This window comes from Bradyrhizobium sp. U87765 SZCCT0048, from assembly GCF_018131225.1.
Lineage (GTDB): Bacteria > Pseudomonadota > Alphaproteobacteria > Rhizobiales > Xanthobacteraceae > Bradyrhizobium_A.
The window spans coordinates 18603-44888 of record NZ_JAFCMM010000003.1; the positions used below are offsets into that span (position 1 = coordinate 18603).

The following is a 26286-nucleotide window of genomic DNA, read 5'->3' on the forward strand; positions in this document are numbered from 1 at the left end:
AAAATCAGCGGCACAACAACGGCTTCCGCGCGGCGTCAAAGAAACGGCGTGATCAAAACGAAAATGCGCGGCGGTCGATCAAACAATCGAGCCCGCGCAGTCTATCACGAATTGCAGTTTTGAGAACATGCGCGCGCCGGATTTCGTGGCGCGCGCCGGCATCAGCCGCGCCAGGGCGCGCGGCGCGTTGCCCGCCACAGCGTCCACAGCACTGCAAGGCGCGACGACGCCTCGGGGCGGAATGGATCCCAGTCGTCCTGCCCGATCCGTCGCAGCGCCCGCGCGACAAGCGCCAGTTCGAGGAAGGCCGGACCAAGCTGCCGCGGCGCCGCGGCCAGCGCCTGCAGCGCGAGATCGAGATGACCGCTCGCCTCGCGTCCGAGATAGGCGAGCACGGTGCGCAGCTGCGGCGTCGCCTTGCCGGCGAAGACATCGGCGCTGTCGACGCCGTTGAGGTCGAGCAGCTGCTGCGGCAGAAACAACTGGCGCCGCGCCGCATGCACGGGCAGCAGCGCAATGACACGCACAAGCCCGGCGGCAAGGCCGGCGTGATGAGCCAGGGCCTCCGGCGCATCGGCGCCGCAGATCCGCGCCGCCAGCGAGAACATCGTCGCCGCGGTGTCGCGCAGGTAGGTCTCCAGCGTTTCCATCGTCGGCATGGCGTCGTCGTAGAGATCGAAGCGATGCGCCTCGACGATCCGCTCGAGATCCACAACCGCGAGATCGTAAGCCGCCATCGCGGCCAGCAACTCGGCCGCGACCGGATGGCCTTCGACCCCGCCATGACCGGCCCCGGCCAGCGTATCGCTCCACCACTGCAGCCGAATCTCGCCGGGCAAGGGCTGGGAGATGTGGTCGCGCACGCGCGTCACCTCGCCGCTGAACGCCTGCAGGGCGAGAAGCGCCCGGCGCTGTGCCGGCGCGGCGAACAGCGTCGCGGCATAGCGGCCGAAGTCGTGGGTTCGCACGTCGCCGGCGCAGATCGCCGCCGCGTCGACGGGCGGTGCAGCAGCGCTCATGGCACCGCGATCAGGGCTGCAGCGACCCGCCGCCGCTCGCCGATCATGATGTTGAAGGTGCGGATCGCCGGGCCGGTCATCATGGCGTCGATGCCGACATGGTGCGCCCGCAACGCCTCGCGCAGCGCTGTCGGTGGCAACCACACCTCTGTGCCGGTGCCGATCAGCAGCGTATCGATCGCGTTGGCCTGGTCGAAGACGCGCTGCAGCGCATAGCGGTCGATCTGCGCCGGGCTGGTCACCGACCAGGCCCAGATCGAATCCGGAAGGCACAGCAGCGAGCCGCGGTGCGACATGTCGGCGAAGCGAAAGCCGCCGTTGCCGTAAGCGTCGATCGGCGCGGACCTCGGAAGATGCGGGGCGTCCGTTGCGCCGGCCATCAGCGCTTCGAGGGCTTGTCCGACTTGCCGGGCTTGGTGGCCGGCTTGTCCGCCTCTTCGTCCTCGTCGTCGTCGCCATGACGGTTCGCGCCAACCCCGAGATAGATCAGGATCGGAGCGGCGATGAAGATCGACGTATAGGTGCCGACCAGCACGACGCCGAACATCATGGTCGCGGTGAAGCTGTGGATCGCCTTGCCGCCGAACAGCAGCAGGGCGAACAGCGCCAGCGTCACCGTGACGTGGGTGATGATGGAGCGCGACAGCGTCGAGTTGATCGAGGCGTTGAGCAGCTCAGGCATCGGCATCTTCTTGTAGCGCCGAAGCATTTCGCGGATGCGGTCGTAGATGACGACGGTGTCGTTGAGCGAGTAGCCGAGGATTGTCAGCAGCGCGGCGATGCTGGTGAGATCGAAATCGATCTGCGTCACCGACATGAAGCCGAGCGTCAGCACGATGTCGTGGACGTTGGCGATCATGGCGCCGAGCGCGAACTGCCATTCGAACCGGAACCAGAGATAGATCAGGATGCCGACGATCGCCATCATCAGGCCGATGATGCCCTTGGCGAGCAGTTCACCGGAGACACGCGGACCGACCACCTCGACGCGGCGATAGTCGACGCCGTCGCCGAGCGTCGCGCGCACCTTCTGCACGGCCGCCTGCTGCGCCTGGTCGCCGCCGGGCTGCTCGGCGATGCGGATCAACACGTCGGCCGGACCGCCGAACTGCTGCAGCTGCACGTCGCCGAGACCGAGCGATCCCAGCTGCGTCCGCAGCTTCGCGATGTCCGCAGGACCCGCCTTGTTCTGGATCTCGAGCAGCGTGCCACCGCGGAAGTCGATGCCGAAATTCAGCCCGTGGGTAAAATACAGCACAATGGCGAGAATCGACAGCGCCGCCGAAATCGGAAAGCTGATGCGCCGGAAGCGGATGAAGTCGAACTTCGTGTCGTCAGGCACGATACGCAGCGACGGAATGACGCCGTAGACGCTGAGCACCGTCAGCACCACGATCAATACCGCCAGCGAAATGATGATCCAATGGGTCACGGCCGCAACTCTCTATCTCAAATCGGCACGGCCTGCGGCCGCTTCCACCTCACCCACCACGCCACGATCAGGCGGGTCACGGTGAAGGCGGTGAATACCGTGGTGACGATGCCGATGCCCAGCGTGACGGCAAAGCCGCGCACCGGGCCGGTGCCGATGTAGAACAGCACGGCGGCGGCGATGAAGGTGGTGATGTTGGAGTCCAGGATGGTGGCGAGCGCGCGGCTGAAGCCGGCGTCGATCGCCGAGATGGCGTTGCGCCCGCCGCGCAGCTCCTCGCGGATGCGCTCGTAGATCAGCACGTTGGAGTCGACAGCGATGCCCACCGTGAGCACGATGCCGGCGATGCCGGGCAGCGTCAGCGTGGCATTGAGCAGCGACAGGATGCCGAAGATCATGGCGACGTTGATCGCCACCGCGATGTTGGCGAACAGGCCAAACAGGCGGTAGGTCAGCGTCATGAACACGATCACCAGGATCGAGCCGACATAGGATGCCAGCTCGCCGGCGGCGATCGAATCCTGGCCGAGGCCAGGGCCGACGGTGCGCTCCTCGATGATGGTCAGCGGCGCCGGCAGCGCGCCGGCGCGCAGCAGGATGGCGAGATCGTTGGCCTGCTGCACCGAGAAGCCGCCGGAGATCTGGCCCGAACCGCCGGTGATCGGCTCGCGGATCACCGGGGCCGAGATCACCTCGTTGTCGAGCACGATGGCGAACGGCTGGCCGACGTTCTCCGATGTCGCCTGCGCGAACTTGCGCGCGCCGGAGGTGTTGAAGCGGAAGCTGACGATCGGCTCGCCCGAGCGCTGGTCGAAGCCGGGCTGTGCATCGGTGAGGTCCGCGCCGGACACCAGCACCTGCTTCTTGATGACATAAGGAACCTTGGGCGACTGAGCGCTCATCAGGACCTCGGAATCCGGCGGCACCCGTCCCTGCGCCGCCTGGTCGGGCGACACCGAAGTGTCGACCATCCGGAAGTCCATCTTCGCGGTCTTGCCGAGAATCTCCTTCAGATGGCTCGGGTCCTGGAGGCCCGGCACCTGCACGAGGATGCGATCGACGCCCTGGCGCTGGATCAGCGGTTCGACGGTGCCGAGCTCATTGACGCGCTTTTCGATGATCTGGATCGACTGCTCGACCGCCTGGCGCATGCGCTCGGTGACCGCGGCCTGCGGCACGCTGAGCCGAATCAGGCCGCCGCCGGCATCGGCGATCTCGACCGAGCGCTGCCCGGTCGATCCCAGCAGGCCGCCGAGCGGCTGCGACAGTTCGCGCAGCTTGGTCAGCGCCGCCTGGGTATCGGTCTCGGCCACGCGCACCTCGACGTTGTCGCCGCGCACGCTGATGCCGCCGATGAAACGGATACGGGCCTCACGCATCGTGCGGCGCGCATCGTCGGCGACCTGGTTCAGCTTGTCCTTGCGGACCGCGTTGCCGTCGACCTCGAGCAGGATGTGCGAGCCACCCTGCAGGTCGAGACCGAGCACGAGATGACGCTGCGCCCATTTCGGCCAGGTCTTGACGGTGGCCTCGGAGAAGAAGTTCGGCACGGCGCAGAGGCACACGACCAGCGCCGTGAGCAGGATGGCCAGCGCTTTCCACCGCGTGAAGTACAACATCGGTTCGACCTGTCAGATAGGGCTTGGGGACGGCGATCGGGGCGAAGCCCGCTCAGCTCGCCGCCGAGCTGTCGTCCTTGGCCGGCTCGCCCTTGGTGCGCACGCCGGAGACCATCTGGCGCATCTGGCGCACCCGCACGCCATCGGCGATCTCGACCTCGACCTGATCGTCGTCGACCACCTTGGTGACCTTGCCGACGAGTCCGCCGCTGGTCACGACCGTGTCACCCCGGCGCAGGTTCTTCACCAGTTCGTTGTGGTCCTTGACCTTCTTCTGCTGCGGCCGGAGCACCAGGAAGTACATGATCACGAAGATCAGGGCGAACGGCAGCAGCGACATCAGCATGCTGTTGGTGTCGCCACCGGCGGCAGCCTGGGCATAGGCAGGGGTAATCAGCATTCGAACGATCCTCAATGGGTCGGGAGGGCGTGTCAGCGGGTCGGGCGGCCAGACCCCGCGGAAGGGCCCGGAAAAGGCCCGATCCGGGCAAATTCGGGCGGGACTATAGCGGGCAACGGCCCAATTGCAACGCTGCTGCGCCCTCCCCGGACGCGCCTTGCAGCGGTCCGTTCCCCTCGATTAGGGTGCGCCCGCAGAAAGGCGCAAGATGGCAAAAAAACCCAATAAAACAGGCCCTCGCAAGGCATCCAAAGCGAATCCCACCCCCAGGTCCCGCAGCGCGACAAAACGTCCGCGACAGCCTGCCCGCGACGGTTTCGATCAACGGATCGTCACCGCGCTGGAGGCCATCGCGGCAAGCCTTGCCGCAGCGGCCCCCAAGCCCGCGAACAGCGATTCCCTGACCGAGGCCGACGCGTTTGTCTGGCACCCGGATGGTCACCTCGCGCCGGTTCCCCGGGTCAGCAGGGTCGACCTCGGCCTGCTCAAGGGGGTCGACCGGATGCGCGACATCCTGATCGAGAACACCGAACGGTTCGCAACCGGACTGCCCGCCAACAACGCCTTGTTGTGGGGCGCGCGCGGCATGGGCAAGTCGTCGCTGGTCAAGGCGGCGCACGCCAGTGTCAACGCCCGGCCGGACGTCGACGGCCGCCTCAAGCTGATCGAGATCCATCGCGAGGACATCGAGAGCCTGCCAGTGCTGATGACGCGGTTGCGGGCCTCCGAGCTGCGCTTCATCGTGTTCTGCGACGACCTGTCGTTCGACGGCAACGATGCCTCCTACAAATCGCTGAAGGCGGTGCTCGACGGCGGCATCGAGGGCCGCCCGGACAACGTCATCCTCTATGCCACATCGAACCGCCGCCACCTGCTGGCGCGCGACATGATCGAGAACGAGCGCTCGACTTCGATCAATCCCGGCGAAGCAGTGGAAGAAAAAGTTTCGCTGTCCGATCGCTTCGGGCTGTGGCTCGGCTTCCACAAGTGCAACCAGGACGACTACCTGGCGATGGTCCGCGGCTACTGCAGCCATTTCGGCATCGCGGTCGACGACCAGGAACTCGAGCGCGAGGCGCTGGAATGGTCGACCACCCGCGGCTCGCGTTCCGGCCGCGTCGCCTGGCAGTTCGTCCAGGACATCGCCGGCCGCAAGGGCGTGCGGCTCGACGCCCGAGCGCCGGCGTAAAGCCTGGCGGCGTCTCATCGCCCCTGCTGATGACGCAAGAGCCCCGGTCCTCACGGACCGGGGCTCTTTCGCTTGTTGAACGACGCGAAGGGGGGCTGTCAGGCGCCGTTCAGGAACTGCAGCGGATCGACCGGGGACGATCCCTTGCGGATCTCGAAGTGGAGTTGCGGCGAGCCGACTTCGCCAGTCTGGCCCGACTTGGCGATGACCTGACCACGCTTGATGGTCTCGCCGCGCTTCACCATCAATTCGCTGGCATGGGCGTAGGCCGTCACATAGCCGTTGGAGTGCCGCACCAGGACGAGGTTGCCGTAGCCTTTCAGCTCGCTGCCCGAATAGGCCACGACGCCATCTTCGGCCGCCTTGATCGGCGTGCCTTCGGGGACGGCGACATTGATGCCGTCATTCTGCTTGCCGTTGTTCTTCGCGCCATAGGCGGTGATGACCCGCCCGCGCACCGGCCAGCGGAACGAGGGCAGCCCGCTGGTGGCGTCCGCGGCCTTCACAGGCTCGGCTTCGGCGACCGGCGCCGTCGGATTGGCGAGCAGCGCCTTCTGGGTCGGCTCGACAGAGGCGACCTTGGCGGGCGCCGCCGCAGGCGCCGCCACCGGCCTTGCGTCGGCCACGGCCGGTGCTGCCGGCTGCGCGGCGACCGGGGCCGCCTCCGCGGTGCGCGCCGGCACGTTGATTTTCATGCCGACCTTGAGCTGCGAGTTCGCCGGCAGGTTGTTCGCCTTGGCGAGCTGCGACAGCGGCACGTTGTTGCGCCGGGCGATGCTCATCAGCGTGTCGCCGCGATTGACCACATGCACCGTTCCGGGGACCGTCGCCGCGCGGGTGGCCGGCGCAGGCGCCAGCGCCGGGGGCGGCGCTGCCGCCGCCGCGACGGTCGGATGCGGAATGATCAGCCGCTGGCCGGGCTGGAGAGCGCGCGGGCCCGACAGGCGATTGGCCTGCAGGATCGCCGCAGGAGATACGTTGTAGCGGCGCGCAAGCACATCGACGGTGTCGCTGGTGCCGACGATGATCGCCGTTCCGGCAGCAGGCGCGGCGGCCACCGAACGCGGCGCCACAGTCGCCGTGGTCTCGATCGGCCTTGCCGGCGGAGGCGTATAAGCCGCAGGCGGGGTATAGGATGCCATGCCGTGTCCGCCACCGCCGGACGACACACCGCTGGTCGGGTAAGACTGCGGCGCCGAGATCGGCGGCATCGGAGCCTGCGAGTATTGCGGCCGGGTGTACTGCGGCAGCGGCCGGCTCTCGACCGGCCCCGGCGCGTACTGCGGCTGGCCATATTGCGGCTGCTGATACTGGGGCTGTGGCTGTGCGTACTGCTGCGGAACGGAGCCCGTGGCCTCCTGCCCGCGCCAGCCGAATCCACTCTGTGAAAAGCGCGACGACGTGTCCGCGCTACATCCGGCAAATCCAACTGAAACCAGCGCCAATGCCGCGATCTGGGGCACACGGCGCGAGCGAAGCAACTCAACAACGCGGGACATGGTTACTCACTCGGTACGCAACTCACATGAAATTGAGTAAACACATTTCCAGTAAACAACCGCTTAAGCGGCGCGCGACGGCTGGAAGTTTGCGTGCGGACGCAGCGGCTTATTGACAAGCAACGATCATGGCGCAACTCGCCAAATGCGTGATTCCAGCGCGCTTTTCGCCACCACCCGGCGCTCCGCCCGACCGCACGCTGCAATGCTGAGGCAACACCAGTGGGGTCAAATGGCCGGCCGCGGGCGCTGTCGCGCCCGTTTCGACCGCGTGCGCAGCACCATCGTTTTGCTACATTTCCCGGGCGACCCCCGGCAGCGCCGGCACGAAGCGCACCGCGATCAGGTCGGTCCGGTCGACGCCCTCGTCGGTGCGATGCAGCCTGACCAGCGTCTGGCTACCCGATCGCGGCCCGACCGGAACGATCAGGAGCCCTTCCGGCTCCAGGTGCCGCAGCAGGTTCTCCGGAACGGTGTCCATCGCCGCGGTGACGATGATCCGGTCGAACAGACCGACGGCGTCCGCGACATCGAACCCGTCGCCGATCTGCACGTCGACGTTGTTGCACCCCAGCCTCTCGAGCCGCGACCGGGCACGCTCGGCGAGGGAGCGGAAGCGCTCCAGGGTCACGACGTCGCGCGCCAGGCGGGACAGGACGGCTGCCTGATAGCCAGACCCGGTTCCGATCTCCAGAACCCGATGATAGCTCTTCAACTGCAACTGCTCGGTCATGTACGCGACGACGAAGGGCTGGCTGATGGTCTGCCCGCATGCGATCGGCAGTGCGGCGTCACGATAGGCCTGCCATTCGTCGCCCGCCTCGACGAAAGCCTCTCGCGGAATTTCCTCCATGGCGCGCAAAATCGCCTGATCGCTGATGCCACGACGCCGAAGCGTCAGCTGAAAGGCCATTTTCTCGTGTGGCGTGTGTCGTGTGGTGTTCATCGGTCCCGTGCCCCGGGACACGAAAACCCGAACAGCCCCCACCTTGCAAGGCCGAAGCCATCCGGACAGCTGTCAAACGCGACAGTCCGATGCTCCATCGGACGCCTCGACGAGATGTTCGGGGGGCGATGCCGGCTTGATGTTCGGCCCGTTGCCCGGTCCGAGATCGGCGCTCGCAATAATGCTTATTGCCAATATGCCGACGCGCCGACATAGTCGGAGCGGGTTTCGTGGCAGCGGGAACATTCCAACGATGACGGCACCGGCGGCATCGCGCGGCTCGGTCTTTCTGGTCGAAGACGAGACCATGATCCGGATGCTCGTGTCCGATATGCTGTCGGATCTCGGATACATCGTCGCCGCCGAAGCCGGCGATCTCGATCAGGCGATCAGGCTGGCGCAATCCGCCAAGTTCGACCTGGCGATTCTCGACGTCAACGTCAACGGCAAGAACATTTCGCCGGTCGCCGAGGTTGTTTCGCTGCGCAACCTGCCGCTGGTGTTCGCGACCGGCTATGGCGCTGAAGGGTTGCCGGAGAAGTATCGCGACTACCCCGCCCTGCAGAAGCCGTTCAAGATCGAGACGCTGCAGGAAGCCATCGAGAACGCCCTGCACAACCGGGCCGGCTAGCCCAAACGCGCCACCGGCGGCCGCGTCTGATAACCCAGGTCCGACGACCGGGCTTCACCTCGACGCGAGAGATGCTGCCCCGTGCAACCCCATACCGCCTCGTGCAAACCAACGGCACGAGGCAGCACGTCGCGTTACTTCAGCACCTCGGTGAGCCGCCCCGAAAACGCGGTCGATGTCATGTCGAGATGCAACGGCGTCACCGAGACCTGTCGGCTTGCCAGCGCCGCGAGGTCGGTGCCCTCACCTGGCGGATCGATGTTGGCGAGACGCTCGAACCCGATCCAGTAATAAGGATTGCCGCGACCATCGCGGCGCTCGTCGATCTTGAGGAAGCCCTGGTTGCGCTTGCCCTGGCGGGCAACGACGACGCCCGCGACCTCTTCCGCCGCGCAGTTCGGGAAGTTGATGTTGATCACGGTGTCGGCGGGAACGCCCGCAGCCAGCACCTTGCGGATGATGTCGGGGCCGAGCTTGCGGCCGGTGTCCCAGTGCGGGTTGCGGCGGCTGTCGACACCGAACTCCTGCGACAGCGCGAACGAGGGAATGCCAAGAATGACGCCTTCCATCGCGCCGGCGATGGTGCCGGAATAGATGACGTCCTCAGCGACGTTGCGCCCCTTGTTGACGCCGGACAGCACGAGGTCCGGCTTCTTGTCGCCGAGAATGTGACGCGCGCCCATGATGACGCAGTCAGTCGGCGTGCCGCGCACGGCGAAGTGGCGCGGGCCGACTTCGCGCAGGCGCAGCGGATCGTTCAGCGACAGCGAGTGCGACACGCCGGACTGGTCGAGTTCGGGCGCCACCACCCAGACGTCGTCGGACAGCTCACGCGCGATCTCCTCGACGATCTTGAGGCCGTAGGCATGAATGCCGTCGTCATTGGTGCAGAGGATGCGCATCGCCTTACATGCCCTTCTCGATGATCTTCAGTCCGCCCACATAGGGCTGCAGCACGTCCGGCACGGCAATCGCGCCATTGTCCTGCTGATAGGTTTCCATCACCGCAATCAGCGCACGGCCGACAGCGGTGCCCGAACCGTTCAGCGTGTGGACGAAACGCGGCTTGCCATCCGGACCACGCGAGCGCGCATCCATGCGGCGGGCCTGGAAATCGCCGCACACCGAGCACGACGAAATCTCGCGGTACATGCCGCCCTCGCCCTGCCCCGGCATCCACACCTCGATGTCGTAGGTCTTCTGCGAGGTGAAGCCCATGTCGCCGGTGCACAGCGTCATCACACGGTAGTGCAGGTCGAGCTTGCGCAGCACCTCCTCGGCGCAGGCGAGCATGCGCTCGTGCTCGTCACGGCTCGCCTCCGGCGTGGTCACCGAGACCAGCTCGACCTTGGTGAACTGGTGCTGCCGGATCATGCCGCGGGTGTCGCGTCCGGCGGCGCCGGCCTCGGCGCGGAAGCACGGCGTCAGCGCGGTGAGCCGCAGCGGCAGCTCCTTCTCGTCGAGGATGGACTCGCGCACGAGGTTCGTCAGCGGCACCTCGGCTGTGGGAATGAGCCAGTAGTTGACCTCGGGCGGCAGGTCGTCGAGGACCCGCATCTCGAATACGAAGAGGTCGTCGAGCTGCAGCTCGGCCGCCGGCTTGTTGAGCTCGCGCACCGCCATGTCGACGGCCTTGGCGCGGATCTGCTCGTAGACCTCGACCTTGCTGACCGGCGGTGCCGCGCCGAACTGGTCGTCGCGGAATTTCGGCAGCTGGCCGGTGCCGAACATGGCGTCGTCCTTGACCAGCAGCGGCGGGTTGATCTCGGTGTAGCCGTGGGCGGTGGTGTGCAGGTCCAGCATGAACTGGCCGATCGCCCGTTCGAGCCGCGCCAGCCCCTTCTTCAGCACCACGAAGCGCGCGCCCGACAGCTTCGCCGCCGCCTCGAAGTCCATGAAGCCGAGCGCCTCGCCGAGCTCGAAATGCGGCTTCGGCGCAAAGGCGTAATTGCGCTTCGCGCCGAACTGATGGTGCTCGACATTGCCATGCTCGTCGGAGCCTTCCGGCACCTCGTCGAGCGGCAGGTTGGGAATGGCGCTCAGCGCCTCGAACAGCTCGGCCTCGGCGAGCTTGGCCGCGGCCTCGAGCTCCGGCAGGCGGCTCTTGAGTTCGCCGACCTCGGCCATGAGCGCCGACGCACGGGCGTCATCCTTGGCCTTCTTGGCATCGCCGATCTCCTTCGAGGCGGCATTGCGGCGCGCCTGGGTGCGCTCGGCCTCGGTGATAGCGGCACGGCGGCGATCGTCGATGGCAAGCAGCGACGCCGCTGCGGGCGCGAGCCCGCGCCGTTTCAGCGCGGCGTCGAACGCGGCGGCATTGTCCCGGATCGATTTGATGTCGTGCATGGCAAGCTGTCCCAACGAGTTCATCCGCGAGCGGGCATCAAGTACCGCGAACCCGCGGCGATTGAAACCGCCAACGCCGCAGGGCGGCCAACCGTCCCGCGTCGCGGCGAGAATCGCCGCAATCTGAGTAATTTAGCAGACGGCACGAACGGCCGTGTCAGGATGCCGACGAGGCGTCCGAGGTGTCTGCCGGCGGGGTCGTGGAGTTCTGGGCCGCAGCGGCGGCTTTCTTCTCCACGATGGCGACCGCGATGATCGACCCCTCGTAGAGCGCCAGCAGCGGGATCGCCAGCGATGCCTGGCTGATCACGTCCGGCGGCGTCAGCACCGCGGCGATGACGAACGCCACGACGATGAAATAGCGCCGCTTCTCGCGCAGCTGCTTGGCGGTGATGATGCCGATCCGCCCGAGCAGCGTCAGCACCACAGGGAGCTGAAACGCGACGCCGAACGCAAAGATCAGCGACATCATCAGCGACAGATATTCGCCGACCTTGGGCAGCAGCGCGATCTGGGCGGTCTCGGCGCCGCCGGCCTGCTGCATGCCCAGCGAGAACCGCACCAGCATCGGCAGCACGACGAAATAGACCAGCAGCGCACCGAGCACGAAGAAGAACGGCGTGGCGATCAGGTAAGGCAGGAAGGCCTGCCGCTCGTTGCGATAAAGCCCCGGCGCGACGAACTTGTAGATCTGGGTGGCGACGATCGGGAACGAAATGAAGCCGGCACCGAACATCGCCAGCTTGAGCTGGGTGACGAAATATTCGAGCAGCGCGGTGTAGATGAACTTCGAATTCTCCGGGCCTGCGACCCACACGAAAGGCCACACCAGCACGTTGTAGATCTGCTTGGCGAAGAAGAAGCAGAAAATGAACGCGACGCCGAAGCCGAGCAGCGCCTTGATCAGGCGGCCGCGCAGCTCGATCAGGTGCTCCATCAGCGGCGCCTTGGTGGCGTCGATGTCTTCCTGGCTCATGGCGCCTTCCCGCTCTCGGGCCCGTCATGCGGCACCACCGGCGGAGCGAGCTCGGGCGTGTGCGTCGCGGGCATGTGCGTCTCGGCCTCGACGACGGCCTCCGGCGCAGGCGTCGCGGGAGGCGTCGGCGTCGTGACCGGCGGGTCGACGCGCAGCGCATCCTCGACATCGCGCGTCACCGCGGACAACACATTGCCGCTGGAAAAGCCCTTGGCGGCCTCCGACACCTCGTCGAAGGATTTCTTCAGGTCGGCCATCTCGGCCTCGCGGAGGGCCTCGTTGAACTGGCCCTGGAATTCAGATGCCATACGGCGCGCCTTGCCGACCATCCGGCCGACGGCGCGCAGCACCCCAGGAAGCTCCTTGGGGCCGATCACAACCAGCGCAACCACGCCGATCACGACCATCTCGCCCCAGCCGATGTCGAACATGAAAAAATCCGCTCACGCGAGCCGTGGCTGCGCCCTCAGCAATCGTCGGCCGCGATCCTCAGACCGCCTTGCTGCCCACATCCGAACGGGGGGCCGCCTGGGGGCTCGCACTCTCGATCGACTTGACCGGCTCCGACTTGGTGTCGGCCACGTCGTCGTCCTTCATGCCCTTCTTGAAGGCCTTGATGCCCTGCGCGACGTCGCCCATCAGATCCGAAATCTTGCCGCGACCGAACAGCAGCAGGACCACCGCGATCACCACGATCCAGTGCCAAACGCTCAACGAACCCATCCTGCAAACCTCCACTGGGTCGATCGAGGCCACAGGCCGCGCCGACCGAAGATATTGTCCCGAGCACCCGGTCCTGCAGCACGATCAAAGCGTTCCGCAGGCCACGCGCACGCCGGCCAAACCGGCCCTTCGTCATCCTGAAACTAGGCTGCAGAGGTGTCAAAAACAAGGACTTAACGCGGTCGCGCAGTGGGTCAAGCGACGCATTGCGCGCGAGCGTTAATCCATGGCAGCCGGCGCCCGCGATACCGCAGGACCGGCCGGTTCTCAGCCTTCTTCCTCGCCGGTGCTCTCGGCCTTCGGCGCCGGTGCGGGTTCCGGCTCGGGCTCGACCGGGGGGGCCAGCGCCAGGTCGAGATCGCCGGGCTCCAGCGGGTCCTCGTCCTCGCGCAGCGCCGGGTCGTCCGACGGCGACGGCACGCTGAAACCGGATGGCAGGCGGGTATCGAGCAGGCCTGTTCCCTTGAGCTCTTCCAGGCCCGGCAGGTCGGTGAGCGCCTCGAGGCTGAATTGTGACAGGAACGCTTCGGTGGTGCCGAAGGTCAACGGCCGGCCCGGGGTCTTGCGACGGCCACGGGGACGGATCCAGCCCGTCTCCAGCAGCACGTCGATCGTGCCCTTGGAGGTGACGACACCACGGATGTCCTCGATCTCGGCGCGGGTCACGGGCTGGTGATAGGCAATGATCGCCAGCACCTCGACCGCCGCACGCGACAGCTTGCGGGTTTCGTGGGTTTCGCGCGTCATCAGCCATGACAGGTCGCTGGCGGTGCGGAAGCTCCACTTGTTGCCGACACGGATCAGGTTGACGCCCCGCATCGCGTAGTCGGCCTGCAGCTGCTCCAGAGCGACCTTGACGTTCACGCCCTGAGGCATGCGCTTGGCCAGCGCCGACTGTTCGAGCGGCTCGGAGGCCGCGAACAGCAGCGCTTCGAGCAGCCGCAGCTCCTCGGGACGGCTGGCGGCGGTCGCGGTGGCCTCGGCAGGCTCGGCTTCCGCCTCGGCGGTGCCAATGGCGACAGGCTCGCTCGAGGGCTCGTCAGTCGCGGCAACCGCCACGAGCGGCTCGGCGTCGCCGGCGAGCGCCGGCGCCTCGGCGACGATTGCATCGTCGGTCTCGGTGACCTCCCCGGCATCGGCGTCCTCGCCGTCGGCCTGGTCGTCATCCTCACCGTCTTCTTCGTCGTCCTCGTCCTCGTCCTCGTCTTCGTCCTCGGCTTCCGCCTCGTCGACGGTGTCGTCGTCAGCCGCTTCGTCCTCGTCGTCCTGGTCGTCTTCGTCGTCCTGATCATTTTCGTCGGCGGCGGCCTCGACCGCCTCCGCCTCGACCAGATCGGCGTCCTCGGCCTCGACACTCTCGGCCTCGAGCTCACCGGTGTCAGTGGCTTCGTCGTCGACCTCGGCCTCGGTCACCTCGGCTTCGACGGCCTCCGCCTCGACCATGTCCGCGTCCGCCAGTTCGGCGTCGACGTCCTCGTCGGCCGCATCGACCACCGCCTCTGCATCGGCCTGGAGCGCAGCCTCCCCGGCCCCGGCGTCCTCGTGGCTCACCCTGGCCTCGCTCGCCTCGGCTTCGTCGGCAGAAACGTCCGGCACCGCCTCGACCGAAACAGGTCGCGGCGACGCATGCTTGAGCTGCGTGGAAGAAACGGGCTCGGAAGGCTCGTCGATCTCGACGATGCGTCGTTCCGCCAGGCTCGGCATGGCTCGGTCTCCTTCTTCCACTTACTCTGCCGAAACGTCCGGCGCCGCCATGGTGTCGGCGGCGACCTCGACGCGGCGCTTGCGAAAATAGATTGGGGCGAAAGCTTGCTTCTGATTGATCTCGACCTCGCCCTCGCGGACGAGTTCGAGCGCCGCAGCGAAGCTCGACGCGAACACGGTGGCGCGCTGGGTCGGATCGGCGACATAGCCGATCAGATATTCATCGAGGCAGCTCCAGTCCTCGGCCATGCCGACGAGGCGCTCGATGGTGGCGCGCGCCTCGGCCAGCGACCACACCGTGCGCTTGGCGAGGTGCACCGACGCCAGCACCCGCTGCTGACGCTGGACCGCATAGGCCGACAGCAGGTCGAACAGCGTCGCGGTGAACTTCGGCTTCTTGATCTCGGCGATCTCTTCAGGCTGTCCACGCGGAAAGATATCGCGCATCAGCTGCGGCCGGCCCATCAACTGGTTCGACGCCTCGCGGATCAGCTCCAGGCGGCGCAGCCGCCCGGCGAGCGCCGCCGCCATCTCCTCGGCGGACGGGCCGCCCCCCTCGGTGCTGGCTGGCTCGGGCAGCAGCAGGCGCGATTTCAGGAATGCGAGCCATGCCGCCATCACCAGGTAGTCGGCGGCAAGTTCCAGGCGGATCTTGCGGGCTGCCTCGATGAACGACAGGTACTGGTCGGCCAGCGCCAGGATGGACATCTTGGAGAGGTCCACCTTCTGCTGCCGCGCCAGCGCGAGCAGCAGGTCGAGCGGGCCCTCATAGCCTTCGACATCGACGACCAGCGCCGGCTCGTCGGAGGCGTTTTCAGCGGCCGGCAGGCCGGTCTCGAACGACAGGATTTCTGCGGTCATGCGCTCAATCCTTGTGCCCGGGCGAGGAGTTCGTTGAGCTCCGCGCGCCCGGCGATCCGGTCGAACGGCTGCGCCGGCTTGCGTGCCGCACGCGCCGCATCCGCGCGCCCGAGCGGCAGGCCCGCCAGCAGCGGCGCCTCGGCCGCGACGGCGCGCATCTCATCCATATTGCCGTTGCAATGCAGGGCGATGTCGCATCCGGCGGCAAGCGCGGCTCGGGTACGCTGCGCGATGGTTCCCTGAAGCGCGTTCATCGACACGTCATCACTCATTAACAAACCCTGGAACCCGATCGAGCCGCGAATCACCCGTTCGATCATTGTCGCAGAAGTCGTCGCCGGTTGGGCGGCGTCCAGGGCGCTAAACACAACATGTGCAGTCATGGCCATGGCCAGATCGGCCAGCGGCCGGAACGCAGCGAAATCGGTGCGGTCGAGCTCGTCCGCGGGGGTGTCCACCACCGGCAGGCGGTGGTGGGAATCGGCCGTCGCCCGGCCATGTCCGGGGATATGCTTGAGCACCGGCAGCACCCCGCCGTGCGCGAGGCCATCGGTCACGGCCCGGGCGATCACCGCGACCTGGTCCGGCGTCGTGCCGTACGCCCGGTTGCCGATCACCGCGTCGGCGCCCGCGACCGGAACGTCGGCCAGCGGCAGGCAATCGACCGTGATGCCGAGGTCGCCGAGATCTGCGGCGATCAGACGGCTGGCGAGGAACGCAGCCCGTGTCGCGGCAGCAGAATCGGCGCCATAGAGCGACGCGAAGGCGGCGCCTGCCGGATACACCGGCCAGTGCGGCGGCCCCAGCCGCTGCACCCGGCCCCCCTCCTGATCGATCAGGACCGGGGCATCGCCGTCGTCCACACACCGCCGCAATTCGCTCACCAAGTCAGCGACTTGCGACGGCGTATCGATGTTTCTCTTGAAGAGAATAAAGCCCCACGGCCGCTCGGCGCGTAGAAACGCGCGCTCGTCCGCGGTCAGGACGAGGCCGGAAACCCCTGTGATGAAGGCGCGCGAACTCATAGTCGGGCGATTAGCCCGCACCGGCCGTCAGGGTCAAGGAAACCGCGATTAATTCCTTTGGACGACGCACTGTCCGCCGGCACTTTTCAGGCTGCCGCAGAACTGTCCCGCCTCATCGGAGCTCCCGAAGGGCCCGACCATGGCACGGTAGTAGACGCCTTTGTCGCCGAGATCCGCCCGCTTGATCAGGGGCGCACGGGATCCCAGCACGTTCGGGAACTTGGTCTGCAGCGCCCGGTAGGACGCCTGGGCATCCGCCTCGCTGCGCTGGGACGAGATTTGCACCACGTAGCCGCCGGATAGGCCGGTGCTGCCGGTCGAGGCGACCGCATTGGACGCGGTGCGGGTCGGCGCCTGCGGCGTCAGTGCCATCGGCGCGTTGGCAGCCGCGGGCGCGCTCACCGGCGCGGGTGCGGCGGCCCGGGTCGGCGCCGGGCGCGGCGGCGCGCCGCTGTCCGGCTGATCCGGCCGGATCGACAGCGTACGGACCTTGCGCGGCTCGTCACCGGCGAGACTGCCGCTGGCCGGACCCGCTGCGGGGCGCGCCGGCGGCATCGCCGGCGACGAAGCTCCGGCGGGGTTGGGATTCGGATTCTGGGTCAGTGCCGGAAACACCACCCGCGGGCCGGTGGCCTTGGCGGCGTTGACGTCGACGGGCTGCTCTTCGCGCGACACGATCCGCTCGGTGCCCGGCGCGCCGCCGATCCGATCCTGGATCGGCTTGCTGGCACTGTCGGCCGCCTGCTGCGCCGGCGGCACGATCTTGTTCGGGCTGGTATCGGCCTTGATGATCGGAACCTCGCCGCTGCGCGGCGACCCCGAATAGGTGCGATAGGCATAGGCGGCAGCCGTACCGACAATGCCGAGTGCGGCGACCACGACCACAGTCACCAGACCGCCCCGCCTCTTCACGGGCGTGGGAGTCTCCTCGTCGTAGCCCTGGCCATAACCGTCGTCGGCGTACCCGCCGTCCGGCCCATCGTGCTGGGCCTGCTGATCGTCACCCGGACCATAGAGCACGTCGTCATAGCGCGACGGATCGACCTGCCCGTCATAGCCTTGGTGGCCATGATCCGCGGCGGCGTAACCTTGATGCGGCGCCACCTGCTGATAACCGTCATCCTGCGGATAGCCGTCGCCCTGCTGGTAATGCGCCGGATAAGGATTGGCGGCCTGGGTCTGTGCCTGCGCGTAGGGGTCGACGTGCGGCTGAACCGCGGGCGCCCGATCGTCATGCTCGTCGGAATGATGCACGTCACGCTGCGCCACCCGCTGCATCCATGACGGACGCCCCGGCCGGACGTCGAAGTCGGCCGAGCGCTCCTCATGAGCTTCGTCGTGCTGCTGGTCCTCGTAACCTGCTGCCGGCTGCGCGGCTGCCGCGCGCCCGTCGCGCGCGAAGGTCGAGAACGGATCGGTCTGACCGATCAGGCGAGCCAGCTCGGCGAGCGGATCACTCTCGGCCGCCTGCGGCGCTGCCTGGTTGCGGGCGCGGTCGTAGCCGTCGTCCGCACGATATGACCTGTTACCCTGGTATCGATCCGCCATCGTGATGTCGCGTATCCTTCGGGCAAACCGCCGATCGCCATTCAAGAAAGTCTGCTTGAGCCAATTCTTCTCGAGTCAGTTCTTGTTGAGCCAAGAGCGGTTGCCGCTGACCGCCATCACAGTCCCCTTGTGACCGGCGTATCCCCCTCGCTTATCGCATCTCGTCCGGTGCCTGGACGCCGAGCACGGCGAGACCTGATGCCAGCACCGAGACGACGCCCTGAACCAGAGCCAGTCGCGCAAGCGTGATTTCTGCATCATTAGTTATAATGAAGCGTAAATGAGGCAAATCACGACCCCTGGTCCAGAGCGCGTGAAATTCGCTGGCCAGATCATACAGGTAAAATGCGATTCGGTGGGGTTCATGCGCAAGCGCCGCCGCCTCCACGATCCGCGGATAGAGCGCCAGGCGCCGCATCAGGCCGAGCTCGGCGGCGTCCGACAGCCGGCCGAGACTGGCGCCCTGCAGCAGCGCCCCCCGCGCCGCCTCGTCCTCCGGGAAGTCGGGCAGCGCTTCGCGCGCGTTGCGGAAGATCGAGTGGCCGCGGGCGTGGCCGTACTGCACGTAGAACACCGCGTTGTCCTTGGACTGCTCGATCACCTTGGCAAGATCGAAATCCAGCAGCGCGTCATTCTTGCGGAACAGCATCATGAAACGGACGGCGTCGCAGCCGACCTCGTCCACCACTGCACGGAGCGTGACGAAATTGCCGGCGCGCTTCGCCATCTTGACCGGCTCGCCGTTGCGCAGCAACCGCACGAGCTGCACGATCTTGACGTCGAGCGTGCCCTTGCCGCCGGTGACCGCGGCGATCGCCGCCTGCACCCGCTTGATGTAGCCGCCGTGATCGGCGCCCCAGACGTCGACCATGTTGGCAAAGCCGCGGTCGAACTTGTTCTTGTGATAGGCGATGTCAGAGGCGAAATACGTAAAACTGCCGTCCGACTTCTTCAGGGGACGGTCGACGTCGTCGCCGAACGCGGTGGCGCGGAACAGCGTCTGCTCGCGATCCTCATAGTCCTCGACCGGCGCGCCCTTCGGCGGCGGCAGGCGGCCTTCATAGACGTCGCCCTGGGCGCGCAGCTTATCGATCACAGCCGCGACTTCGCCGCCGCCCGCGCCCTGCAGCGAGCGTTCGGAGAAGAACAGGTCATGGCGCACGTTGAGCGCGGCGAGATCCAGGCGAATCTCGTCCATCATCATGGCGATGGCCTTGTCGCGCACCACCGGCAGCCATTCAGCTTCCGACTGCTTCGTGAGGCGGTCGCCATATTCCCGTGCCAGCGCCTCGCCGACCGGCTTGAGATAGTCGCCGGGATAGAGACCTTCCGGAATCTCGCCGATGGCCTCGCCGAGCGCCTCGCGGTAGCGCAGGAACGCCGAGCGCGCCAGCACGTCGACCTGGGCGCCGGCGTCGTTGATGTAGTACTCGCGCGTGACGTCGTAGCCGGCGAAGTCGAGCAGGCTCGCCAGCGCATCGCCGAACACCGCGCCACGGCAGTGGCCGACATGCATCGGGCCGGTCGGATTGGCCGAGACGTACTCGACGTTGATCTTTTCCTTCGCGCCAATCCCGCTGCGGCCATAGCCGCGGCCGGCGGCGAGCACGGCGCGCAGCGCATCGGTCCAGGCCGACGGCTTCAGCGTCAGGTTGATGAATCCGGGCCCCGCGATCTCGACGGCCTCGACCAGCGCATCGGCACGCAGCCGCTCCGCCACCTTTTCGGCGAGGTCGCGCGGCTTCGCCCTGGCGTCCTTGGCCAGCACCATGGCGACGTTGGTCGCCATGTCGCCGTGGCTGGCATCGCGCGGCGGCTCGACCACCACGCGCGACAGGTCGACCGTCTCCGGCAGCGTACCCTCGGCAATCAGGGCGCGGCAGATGTCATGCACCCGCGCCAGCACGTCGGCGAAAATGTGAACGGTGGAAGTGGTCATGTCGTCCGTGATCCCTTCGGCCACAGCAATGGAGTACCGGATCCGCCATTCGCGTTGCGCGCCCGCGACAAGCGGGGCGTGAATGCCAGATCCACGAGGCCGACGAGGGGCCGCCTAACGCAAATCCGGGGTCGAGTCAAAGAGACGGGCATGTTCGACCATGGCGAAACGGTCGGTCATTCCGGCAATGAAATCGGCAATTCGGCGGGTGCGGTCGGCCTCCCCGACCGCCCCGGCGAAGGCCAGCCACTCCGGCGGCAGGTCCCGCGGGGTCTTCTGGTAGCGGGCGAACAGCTCGCAGACGATGTCCTCGGCGTCGCCCATGATCCGCATCACCCGGGCATGGCGGTACATTCGCTCATAGAGGAAGCCCTTGATCGCCGCGTCGGCGGCAGCCGCCGCCGCTCCGAAGGCGACCAGCGCGGCCGGCTGGTTCCGCACCTCCTGGGCTGACGCCGGACGCGCCTCCCCGATCCGCCGACGCGCCTCGGCGACCACGGACTCGATCTGGAAGGAAATCAGCTCGCGCACCAGTTCCGCCCCGCGCCGGCCCTCGTCGAGCCCGGGGTAGCGCTCGTCGATCGGCGCGATCATCTCGGCGGTCGCGGCGATGGCGCGGAGGTCGTCGACCAGGAACAGCCCGGCGCGCAAGCCGTCATCGATGTCGTGGGCGTTGTAGGCGATATCGTCGGCGACCGCCGCGATCTGGGCCTCCACGGAGGCGAAGCTCCACAGCTCCAGATCGTGCCCCGCCACATAGTTGGCGATGTCCCGCGGGATGCCCTGCTCGCGGTAGCGTCCGACCGGCCGGCCGTCGCGGTCGGTCAGTGGCCCGTTGTGCTTGACGATGCCTTCGAGGGCCTCCCAGGTCAGGTTGAGACCATCGAACAGCGGATAGCGGTGCTCGAGCCGCGTCACCACCCGCAGCGCCTGGGCGTTATGATCGAAGCCGCCATGGGCCTCCAGGCAGGCGTCGAGGGCGCGCTCGCCGGCATGGCCGAACGGCGGATGGCCGAGATCATGGGCGAGCGCCAGCGCCTCGGTAAGGTCCTCGTCGACGCCGAGCTGGCGGGCGATCGCCCGGGCGATCTGGGCGACCTCCAGCGAGTGGGTCAGACGGGTCCGGAAATGATCGCCTTCATGGAAGACGAAGACCTGGGTCTTGTGCTTGAGCCGGCGAAAGGCATTGGCATGGATGACGCGGTCGCAATCACGCCGGAACGGGCTGCGGGTGCGGCTCGGCGGCTCCTCGTGCAGCCGGCCACGGCTGGCATCGGGGTCGCAGGCATAAGCCGCGCGGGGGGCAGCCATTCCGACGGACACGGTTTTTCCCCTTTTCCAGCATTTGATTCCGGCTCGTTCCGCACTTAACTATGAGTTGCGGGAGATTCAAACCTTGCCATTCCAATCCCCGCGCGATGATGACGGAGCACCGGATGACCGGCAACGTGACCATTTCCGAGCGGGCCGCAAAGCGAATCGGAGAGATTCTGAAATCCGAAGGCGCAGGCGCGATGCTGCGGATCAGTGTCGAGGGCGGCGGCTGTTCGGGCTTCCAGTACAAGTTCGACATCGCCCGCGACCAGGCGGACGATGATCTTGTGATCGCCCGTGACAGCGCGGTCGTGCTGGTCGATCCGACCTCGGTAAACTTCCTGTCGGGCTCGGAGGTCGATTTCGTCGACGACCTGATCGGCGCCTCGTTCCGCGTCAACAATCCGAACGCCACGGCGTCATGCGGCTGCGGCACCAGCTTCTCGATCTGATCGATCCTGCGATCTGATCCGGTCCGGCGCGGGCAGCGGCGGACGTCGCGCGTCCTTGATGCGTCGGGGGCGCGGGTGCCTGCTCAGACGTCGACCGTCGCCTCGCCGAACAGCAGCACCTTCAGCGCCTGCGGCGCGGCGCCCTTCTCCGCCAGGAAATCATCGATCGCGAACTCGTCGACACCGGCATGCCGCTCGGTCTGCCACTCGTGACAGACAAGGAGACGCGCGGACGACTGGTCGAAGATCAGCCGCCAGGTGTCGATGTCTCCGGGGGCCGGTCCCCGCGCTTCCCGGTAGAACTCGCGCTCGATCGTCGCCATGCTCGGCTCCGTCTGCCGTTACGGATGGGCGCGAGTATACAGCAAGCCCGGGAGCGAGGCGACGCTCATTCCGCCGCGACGATGCGCGGTCGTTCCGTGTCCGTGGCGTCCTGCAGTTCCGGATCGAGACGCCGCTTGAGACGACGATCGATGCGATCAAGGTAGATGTAGACCACCGGCGTGATGAACAGCGTCAGGATCTGCGACAGGCACAGACCACCGACCACCGCGACACCGAGCGGCTGACGCAGTTCGGCGCCCGCGCCGGCACCGAGCGCGATCGGCAACGTGCCGAAGATCGCCGCGAATGTCGTCATCATGATCGGCCGGAACCGAAGCAGCGCTGCCTCGCGGATGGCATGCTCGGCACTGAGACCGGCGCGGCGGCGTTCCAGCGCGAAGTCGACCATCATGATGGCGTTCTTCTTGACGATGCCGACCAGCATGACGATGCCGATCATCGCGATCACCGACAGATCCATGTTGAACGCCATCAGTGTCAGCAGCGCGCCGATGCCGGCCGACGGCAGACCCGAGATGATGGTGATCGGATGGATGAAGCTCTCGTAGAGGATGCCGAGAATGACGAAGGCTGCGAACACCGCGGCGAGGATCAGCACGCCTTGCCCGCGCAGCGATTCCTGGAACACCTGCGCGGTGCCGGAAAATCCGGTGGCGATGGTCAGCGGCAGGTTCGACGCCTGTTCGAGCTCGGTGATCTTGTCGACCGCATAGCCCAGCGATACGCCCGGCGGCAGGTTGAACGAAATCGTCGCCGCAGGCTGCTGGCCCTGGTGGTTGATCTGCAGCGGCCCGACCGTCGGCACCAGCCGTGCCACCGCATCGAGCGGAATGACCCGGTTGTCGGCGGTCTTCATGTAGAGCTTGGACAGATCCGTCGGATCGATCCGGAACTGGGGCTGGACCTCGAGGATGATCTGGTAGTCGTTCGTCGGCATGTAGATGGTGCCGACCTGCCGCGCGCCGTAGGCATTGAACAGCTGGTTGCGCACCTGATCCGCCGTGACGCCGTAGACCGCGGCCTTCTCGCGGTCGATGTCGACCGTCATCTGCGGGTTCTTGATGTAGAGGTCGTCGTTGACGTCGAGCAGCCCGGGGATCCTGGCGATCCTGTCGCGCATCTCCGGCGCGAGGCGATACAGCGCCTCGGTGTCGCTGCTCTGCATCACGTACTGGTACTGTCCCTTGGACACCCGGCCGCCGATATTGAGGTTCTGGATGCCCTGGAAGAACGCCCGCAGCCCGGGCACCTGGGTCGCAGTCTGGCGCAGGCGCGCCATCACCACCGGCGCCGGCTCACGCTGGCCCAGCGGCTTCAGCGCCACGAACAAACGGCCGTAGTTGGCGGTGCTGTTGGGGCCGCCCGAGCCCACCGTGCTGTTGACGTACTCGACCGCCGGATCCTGCTTGATCAGGCCGGCGAGCACCTGCTGGCGTGCCGACATCGCCTCGAACGAGGTGTCGGTCGCCGCCTCGGTGATGCCGGTGAGGAAGCCGGTGTCCTCCTGCGGGAAGAAGCCCTTGGGCACCGCGGTGTAGAGCCATACGGTGCCTGCAAGGGTCGCGAAGGTCACCAGCAGCATCGCGAACTTGTGCGCCAGCACGCGGTCGAGCGCCCATTCATAGGCCCGCAGCCACTGCGCGAACGCCGCCTCGAAGGCCCGCAGCACGACATTGGGCCGCTCCGCCGGATCGTGCGGCTTGAGCAGACGGGCGCAAAGCATCGGCGTAAGCGTCAGCGACACGAAGCCTGAGACGATGATCGCCATCGAAATGGTGACGGCGAACTCGCGGAACACGCGCCCGACGATGCCGCCCATCAGCAGCACCGGGATGAACACGGCGATGAGCGAGAAAGTGATCGAGAGAATGGTGAAGCCGATCTCGCGCGCGCCCTTGAGCGCGGCCTCGTACGGCCGCATGCCCTCCTCGATATGGCGCACGATATTTTCGAGCATGACGATGGCGTCGTCGACCACGAACCCCACCGACAGCGTCAGCGCCAGCAGCGTCATGTTGTTGATCGAGAAGTCGAGCAGGTACATGGCCGCGAAGGTGCCGACCAGCGAGATCGGCACCGCCAGCGCGGGAATGAAGGTCGCCGACGCGGAGCGCAGGAACAGGAAGATCACCAGGATCACCAGCGCGATGGCGATCAGCAGCGTCTCCTCGACGTCGGTCACCGCCTGGCGGATGGAGACCGAGCGGTCCATCATCACGTTGACCTCGACTGACGGCGGAATCTGCGCCCGCAGCGCCGGCAGCCGCGCCCTCACCGCGTCGACCACGGCGACGGTGTTGGCGTCGGGCTGCTTCTGGATGGCGAGCACGACGGCGCGCTTGCCGTCCAGCCAGGTCGCGATCTTGTCGTTCTCGACGCTGTCGTAGACCCGCGCCACTTCCTCGAGCTTGACCGGCGAGCCGTTGCGCCAGGCGACCACCACCTGGCTGTAGTCGCGCGCTTTGTCGAGCTGGCCGGAGGCCTGCAGCGCGATATCCTGGTGCGGGCCGTTGAGCGTGCCGACCGGCGTCGAGGAGTTGGCGCGCTGCACGGCGGCGCGGATGTCCTCCAGCGACAGGCCGCGCGCGGCCGCGGCCTCGGGATCGGCCTGGACGCGGATGGCGAACTTCTGGCTGCCGTAGATCAGCACCTGGGCGACGCCCGGGATCTGCGACAGCGCCTGCGCCATGGTGATGTCGCCGTACTCGTTGACGGTCGACAGCGGCAGCGTGTCGGACCCCAGCGAGACGAACAGCACCGGGAAGTCGGCCGGGTTGACCTTCCGGAAGCTCGGCGGCGTGATCATCTCGACCGGCAGGCGGCGCTGGGCGATGGTCAGCGCGGTCTGCACGTCGAGCGAGGCCGCATCGATGTTGCGGTTGAGGTCGAACTGGATGGTGATCGAGGTCGCGCCCTGGGACGACGACGACGACATCGACGAGATGCCGGCGATGGTCGAGAGTTGCCGCTCGATCGGACCGGCCACCGAGGCTGCCATGGTATCGGCGCTGGCGCCGGGCAGCGTCGCGGTGACCGCGATGGTCGGAAAATCGACCTTCGGCAGCGCCGACACCGGCAGCAGGCGGAAGGCGAACACGCCGAAGGCGATGATCGACGCCGTCAGCAGCGTCGTCATGACCGGGCGACGGATGGACAGCTCCGACAGGTTCATGGCGTCAGGCTCCCGCGCGGCGCGGCCGGATCTCGACCCGCGTGCCGTCGGACAGCAGCAACTGGCCGTCGATCACCACGTCCTCGCCGCCGGCGAGGCCTGTCTCGACCACCGACAGCCCCTGCGACGTGCGCAGCACCTTGACCGGCTGCACCCGCGCCGCGCCGTCCTTGATGACAAAGACGAAGTTGCCGGCCTGGCTGCGCTGGATCGCGACCGACGGCACCACCACGGCGTGCTCAGTGCGCACGATCAGCTTGCTCGACACCAGCGTGCCCGGCCACAGCGTCTCGCTGGTGTTGTCCATCACCCCGCGCACCGTGATCATGCCGGTGGTGGCGTCGACGGTGTTCTCCACCATCGCGACCTTGCCGGTCTCGGAGCGCTGGGTGCCTGGAACAGTCGCGACCACGCGCGCGCCACCCGCATCCATGCCGTCGCGCAGCTCGCCGAGCACACGCTGCGGAACCGCAAAGGTGACGTAGACCGGCGCGATCTGGTTGATGGTCGCGAGCGCGGCGACATCAGCCGGACGCACGAAGTTCCCGGCCTTGACCGCGGCGGCGCTGACGCGACCGGTGATCGGCGCGCGGATCAGCGTGAAGGTCTTCTGGACGCGGAGGTTGTCGAGAGCCGACTGGTCGGCCTGGATGGTCGCCTGCAGGACGTCGACCTGGGTCTTGGCGTTGTCGAGGTTGACCTGGGTGGTCGCCCCCTTGGCGACGAGGTCGGTGTAGCGGCGCAGGTCGCGCTCGGCGCCGGCAAGCTGGGCCTGGTCACGGGCGAGCGTGCCCTCGGCCTGGGCGATCTGGGCGTCGAGCTGACGGGCGTCGAGGGTGAACAGCAGGTCACCTTCCTTGACCAGCGCACCGTCCTCGAAGTGGACCCCGACGATGGTGGTCTCCAGCCGCGACTTCAACGCGACGCTGGCGATCGGCGTCACCGTGCCGATGGCGTCGACGTCGACCGGCACGGAACGGCGCTCGGCCTTCGCGGTCTCGACGGAAACGCTCCGGACCCTCGCCGGCCCCTGGGCCCGCTCGCCCGTGCCCGACCAGGAACCACGGGTAAACATCGCGCCGACCCCGACCACACCGATCAGGCCCACCGCAATCAGCAGATGACGTGTCTTCATTCTCTGGCTTT

24 protein-coding genes are annotated in these 26286 nt (G+C 67.0%); 3 read left to right on the plus strand and 21 right to left on the minus strand.

From position 1 onward, the window contains the following. Positions 1–161: 161 nt before the first annotated feature. The 5 genes from JQ639_RS18650 to yajC are packed head-to-tail and all read right to left on the minus strand — an operon-like array spanning position 162 to position 4470. Positions 162–1019, minus strand: a complete 858-nt coding sequence (locus JQ639_RS18650; protein ID WP_211970469.1) for a phytoene/squalene synthase family protein — start codon at positions 1017–1019, stop codon at positions 162–164. Then, a complete protein-coding gene (locus JQ639_RS18655; RefSeq protein WP_211970470.1) occupies positions 1016–1399 on the minus strand; it encodes an Mth938-like domain-containing protein in 384 nt (127 codons plus the stop codon). Before JQ639_RS18655 ends, JQ639_RS18650 begins: the two co-directional genes overlap by 4 nt. Continuing rightward, entirely contained in the window at positions 1399–2451 is a 1053-nt protein-coding gene (gene secF / locus JQ639_RS18660; RefSeq protein ID WP_211970471.1) for a protein translocase subunit SecF, read from the minus strand. Before secF ends, JQ639_RS18655 begins: the two co-directional genes overlap by 1 nt. 17 nt (positions 2452–2468) lie before the next feature. After that, the gene (gene secD, locus JQ639_RS18665; protein WP_211970472.1) at positions 2469–4070 is read right to left on the minus strand and encodes a protein translocase subunit SecD; all 1602 of its coding nucleotides are present in this window, start codon (positions 4068–4070) and stop codon (positions 2469–2471) included. A gap of 52 nt (positions 4071–4122) precedes the next feature. Further along, positions 4123–4470 carry a preprotein translocase subunit YajC gene (yajC, locus tag JQ639_RS18670; RefSeq protein ID WP_211970473.1) on the minus strand — a complete coding sequence of 116 codons (348 nt, stop codon included), beginning with the start codon at positions 4468–4470 and terminating at the stop codon, positions 4123–4125. 208 nt (positions 4471–4678) lie between these two features. Between yajC and JQ639_RS18675 the strand changes: the two genes are divergently transcribed. Continuing rightward, positions 4679–5659: an ATP-binding protein gene (locus tag JQ639_RS18675; RefSeq protein ID WP_211970474.1), complete on the plus strand. Its 981-nt coding sequence runs from the start codon at positions 4679–4681 to the stop codon at positions 5657–5659. 98 nt (positions 5660–5757) lie between these two features. Here JQ639_RS18675 and JQ639_RS18680 read toward each other — a convergent pair whose 3' ends face one another. Next, entirely contained in the window at positions 5758–7158 is a 1401-nt protein-coding gene (locus tag JQ639_RS18680) for a peptidoglycan DD-metalloendopeptidase family protein (RefSeq protein ID WP_211970475.1), read from the minus strand. Positions 7159–7450: 292 nt separating this feature from the next. Then, positions 7451–8104, minus strand: coding sequence for a protein-L-isoaspartate(D-aspartate) O-methyltransferase (locus JQ639_RS18685; protein ID WP_211970476.1), 654 nt, complete (start codon positions 8102–8104; stop codon positions 7451–7453). Between the two features lie 253 nt (positions 8105–8357). On the opposite strand from JQ639_RS18685, the gene JQ639_RS18690 reads away from it, so the two are divergent. Then, positions 8358–8735: a response regulator gene (locus tag JQ639_RS18690; RefSeq protein WP_211970477.1), complete on the plus strand. Its 378-nt coding sequence runs from the start codon at positions 8358–8360 to the stop codon at positions 8733–8735. Between the two features lie 134 nt (positions 8736–8869). Here the strand turns inward: JQ639_RS18690 and surE are convergent, their stop codons facing one another. The 11 genes from surE to JQ639_RS18745 all read right to left on the minus strand — a co-directional run bounded on the left by surE (position 8870) and on the right by JQ639_RS18745 (position 21180). Then, complete coding sequence (gene surE / locus JQ639_RS18695; RefSeq protein WP_211970478.1) at positions 8870–9637, minus strand: 5'/3'-nucleotidase SurE; 768 nt, start codon at positions 9635–9637, stop codon at positions 8870–8872. A 4-nt stretch (positions 9638–9641) separates the two neighbouring features. Beyond that, complete coding sequence (serS, locus tag JQ639_RS18700; protein ID WP_211970479.1) at positions 9642–11081, minus strand: serine--tRNA ligase; 1440 nt, start codon at positions 11079–11081, stop codon at positions 9642–9644. 157 nt (positions 11082–11238) lie between these two features. Beyond that, on the minus strand, positions 11239–12057 hold the full coding sequence (tatC, locus tag JQ639_RS18705) for a twin-arginine translocase subunit TatC (protein WP_211970480.1): 819 nt from the start codon (positions 12055–12057) through the stop codon (positions 11239–11241). Next, positions 12054–12488, minus strand: a complete 435-nt coding sequence (gene tatB, locus JQ639_RS18710) for a Sec-independent protein translocase protein TatB (protein WP_211970481.1) — start codon at positions 12486–12488, stop codon at positions 12054–12056. The genes tatC and tatB overlap by 4 nt, the downstream gene beginning before the upstream one ends. Positions 12489–12546: 58 nt before the next feature. Further along, positions 12547–12780: a twin-arginine translocase TatA/TatE family subunit gene (locus JQ639_RS18715; protein ID WP_211970482.1), complete on the minus strand. Its 234-nt coding sequence runs from the start codon at positions 12778–12780 to the stop codon at positions 12547–12549. Positions 12781–13047: 267 nt separating this feature from the next. Next, positions 13048–13794: an SMC-Scp complex subunit ScpB gene (gene scpB, locus JQ639_RS18720; protein ID WP_211970675.1), complete on the minus strand. Its 747-nt coding sequence runs from the start codon at positions 13792–13794 to the stop codon at positions 13048–13050. Positions 13795–14505: 711 nt separating this feature from the next. Continuing rightward, entirely contained in the window at positions 14506–15345 is an 840-nt protein-coding gene (locus tag JQ639_RS18725; RefSeq protein WP_211970483.1) for a segregation and condensation protein A, read from the minus strand. After that, positions 15342–16370, minus strand: a complete 1029-nt coding sequence (gene nagZ, locus JQ639_RS18730; protein ID WP_211970484.1) for a beta-N-acetylhexosaminidase — start codon at positions 16368–16370, stop codon at positions 15342–15344. The genes JQ639_RS18725 and nagZ overlap by 4 nt, the downstream gene beginning before the upstream one ends. Positions 16371–16418: 48 nt before the next feature. Beyond that, positions 16419–17918: an SPOR domain-containing protein gene (locus tag JQ639_RS18735; RefSeq protein WP_211970485.1), complete on the minus strand. Its 1500-nt coding sequence runs from the start codon at positions 17916–17918 to the stop codon at positions 16419–16421. Between the two features lie 151 nt (positions 17919–18069). Beyond that, positions 18070–19857: an arginine--tRNA ligase gene (argS, locus tag JQ639_RS18740; protein WP_211970486.1), complete on the minus strand. Its 1788-nt coding sequence runs from the start codon at positions 19855–19857 to the stop codon at positions 18070–18072. 114 nt (positions 19858–19971) lie between these two features. Continuing rightward, the gene (locus tag JQ639_RS18745; protein ID WP_211970487.1) at positions 19972–21180 is read right to left on the minus strand and encodes a deoxyguanosinetriphosphate triphosphohydrolase; all 1209 of its coding nucleotides are present in this window, start codon (positions 21178–21180) and stop codon (positions 19972–19974) included. 113 nt (positions 21181–21293) lie between these two features. Here JQ639_RS18745 and erpA point away from each other — a divergent pair, with 113 nt between their 5' ends. Further along, entirely contained in the window at positions 21294–21623 is a 330-nt protein-coding gene (erpA, locus tag JQ639_RS18750; protein ID WP_371745186.1) for an iron-sulfur cluster insertion protein ErpA, read from the plus strand. 83 nt (positions 21624–21706) lie between these two features. Here the strand turns inward: erpA and JQ639_RS18755 are convergent, their stop codons facing one another. The 3 genes from JQ639_RS18755 to JQ639_RS18765 all read right to left on the minus strand — a co-directional run bounded on the left by JQ639_RS18755 (position 21707) and on the right by JQ639_RS18765 (position 26275). Next, positions 21707–21946: a hypothetical protein gene (locus tag JQ639_RS18755; protein WP_211970489.1), complete on the minus strand. Its 240-nt coding sequence runs from the start codon at positions 21944–21946 to the stop codon at positions 21707–21709. Between the two features lie 65 nt (positions 21947–22011). Next, the gene (locus JQ639_RS18760; RefSeq protein WP_211970490.1) at positions 22012–25140 is read right to left on the minus strand and encodes an efflux RND transporter permease subunit; all 3129 of its coding nucleotides are present in this window, start codon (positions 25138–25140) and stop codon (positions 22012–22014) included. A 4-nt stretch (positions 25141–25144) separates the two neighbouring features. Beyond that, complete coding sequence (locus JQ639_RS18765) at positions 25145–26275, minus strand: efflux RND transporter periplasmic adaptor subunit (protein ID WP_211970491.1); 1131 nt, start codon at positions 26273–26275, stop codon at positions 25145–25147. Positions 26276–26286 lie beyond the last annotated feature (11 nt).

Coding starts and splice junctions, on each gene's coding strand:
- JQ639_RS18650 (WP_211970469.1), bottom strand. CDS start 1,019: ATGAGCGCTGCTGCACCGCCCGTCGACGCGGCGGCGATCTGCGCCGGC.
- JQ639_RS18655 (WP_211970470.1), bottom strand. CDS start 1,399: ATGGCCGGCGCAACGGACGCCCCGCATCTTCCGAGGTCCGCGCCGATC.
- secD (WP_211970472.1), bottom strand. CDS start 4,070: ATGTTGTACTTCACGCGGTGGAAAGCGCTGGCCATCCTGCTCACGGCG.
- yajC (WP_211970473.1), bottom strand. CDS start 4,470: ATGCTGATTACCCCTGCCTATGCCCAGGCTGCCGCCGGTGGCGACACC.
- JQ639_RS18675 (WP_211970474.1), top strand. CDS start 4,679: ATGGCAAAAAAACCCAATAAAACAGGCCCTCGCAAGGCATCCAAAGCG.
- JQ639_RS18680 (WP_211970475.1), bottom strand. CDS start 7,158: ATGTCCCGCGTTGTTGAGTTGCTTCGCTCGCGCCGTGTGCCCCAGATC.
- JQ639_RS18685 (WP_211970476.1), bottom strand. CDS start 8,104: ATGAACACCACACGACACACGCCACACGAGAAAATGGCCTTTCAGCTG.
- JQ639_RS18690 (WP_211970477.1), top strand. CDS start 8,358: ATGACGGCACCGGCGGCATCGCGCGGCTCGGTCTTTCTGGTCGAAGAC.
- surE (WP_211970478.1), bottom strand. CDS start 9,637: ATGCGCATCCTCTGCACCAATGACGACGGCATTCATGCCTACGGCCTC.
- serS (WP_211970479.1), bottom strand. CDS start 11,081: ATGCACGACATCAAATCGATCCGGGACAATGCCGCCGCGTTCGACGCC.
- tatC (WP_211970480.1), bottom strand. CDS start 12,057: ATGAGCCAGGAAGACATCGACGCCACCAAGGCGCCGCTGATGGAGCAC.
- tatB (WP_211970481.1), bottom strand. CDS start 12,488: ATGTTCGACATCGGCTGGGGCGAGATGGTCGTGATCGGCGTGGTTGCG.
- JQ639_RS18715 (WP_211970482.1), bottom strand. CDS start 12,780: ATGGGTTCGTTGAGCGTTTGGCACTGGATCGTGGTGATCGCGGTGGTC.
- JQ639_RS18725 (WP_211970483.1), bottom strand. CDS start 15,345: ATGACCGCAGAAATCCTGTCGTTCGAGACCGGCCTGCCGGCCGCTGAA.
- nagZ (WP_211970484.1), bottom strand. CDS start 16,370: ATGAGTTCGCGCGCCTTCATCACAGGGGTTTCCGGCCTCGTCCTGACC.
- JQ639_RS18735 (WP_211970485.1), bottom strand. CDS start 17,918: ATGGCGGATCGATACCAGGGTAACAGGTCATATCGTGCGGACGACGGC.
- argS (WP_211970486.1), bottom strand. CDS start 19,857: ATGACCACTTCCACCGTTCACATTTTCGCCGACGTGCTGGCGCGGGTG.
- erpA (WP_371745186.1), top strand. CDS start 21,294: ATGACCGGCAACGTGACCATTTCCGAGCGGGCCGCAAAGCGAATCGGA.
- JQ639_RS18755 (WP_211970489.1), bottom strand. CDS start 21,946: ATGGCGACGATCGAGCGCGAGTTCTACCGGGAAGCGCGGGGACCGGCC.
- JQ639_RS18760 (WP_211970490.1), bottom strand. CDS start 25,140: ATGAACCTGTCGGAGCTGTCCATCCGTCGCCCGGTCATGACGACGCTG.
- JQ639_RS18765 (WP_211970491.1), bottom strand. CDS start 26,275: ATGAAGACACGTCATCTGCTGATTGCGGTGGGCCTGATCGGTGTGGTC.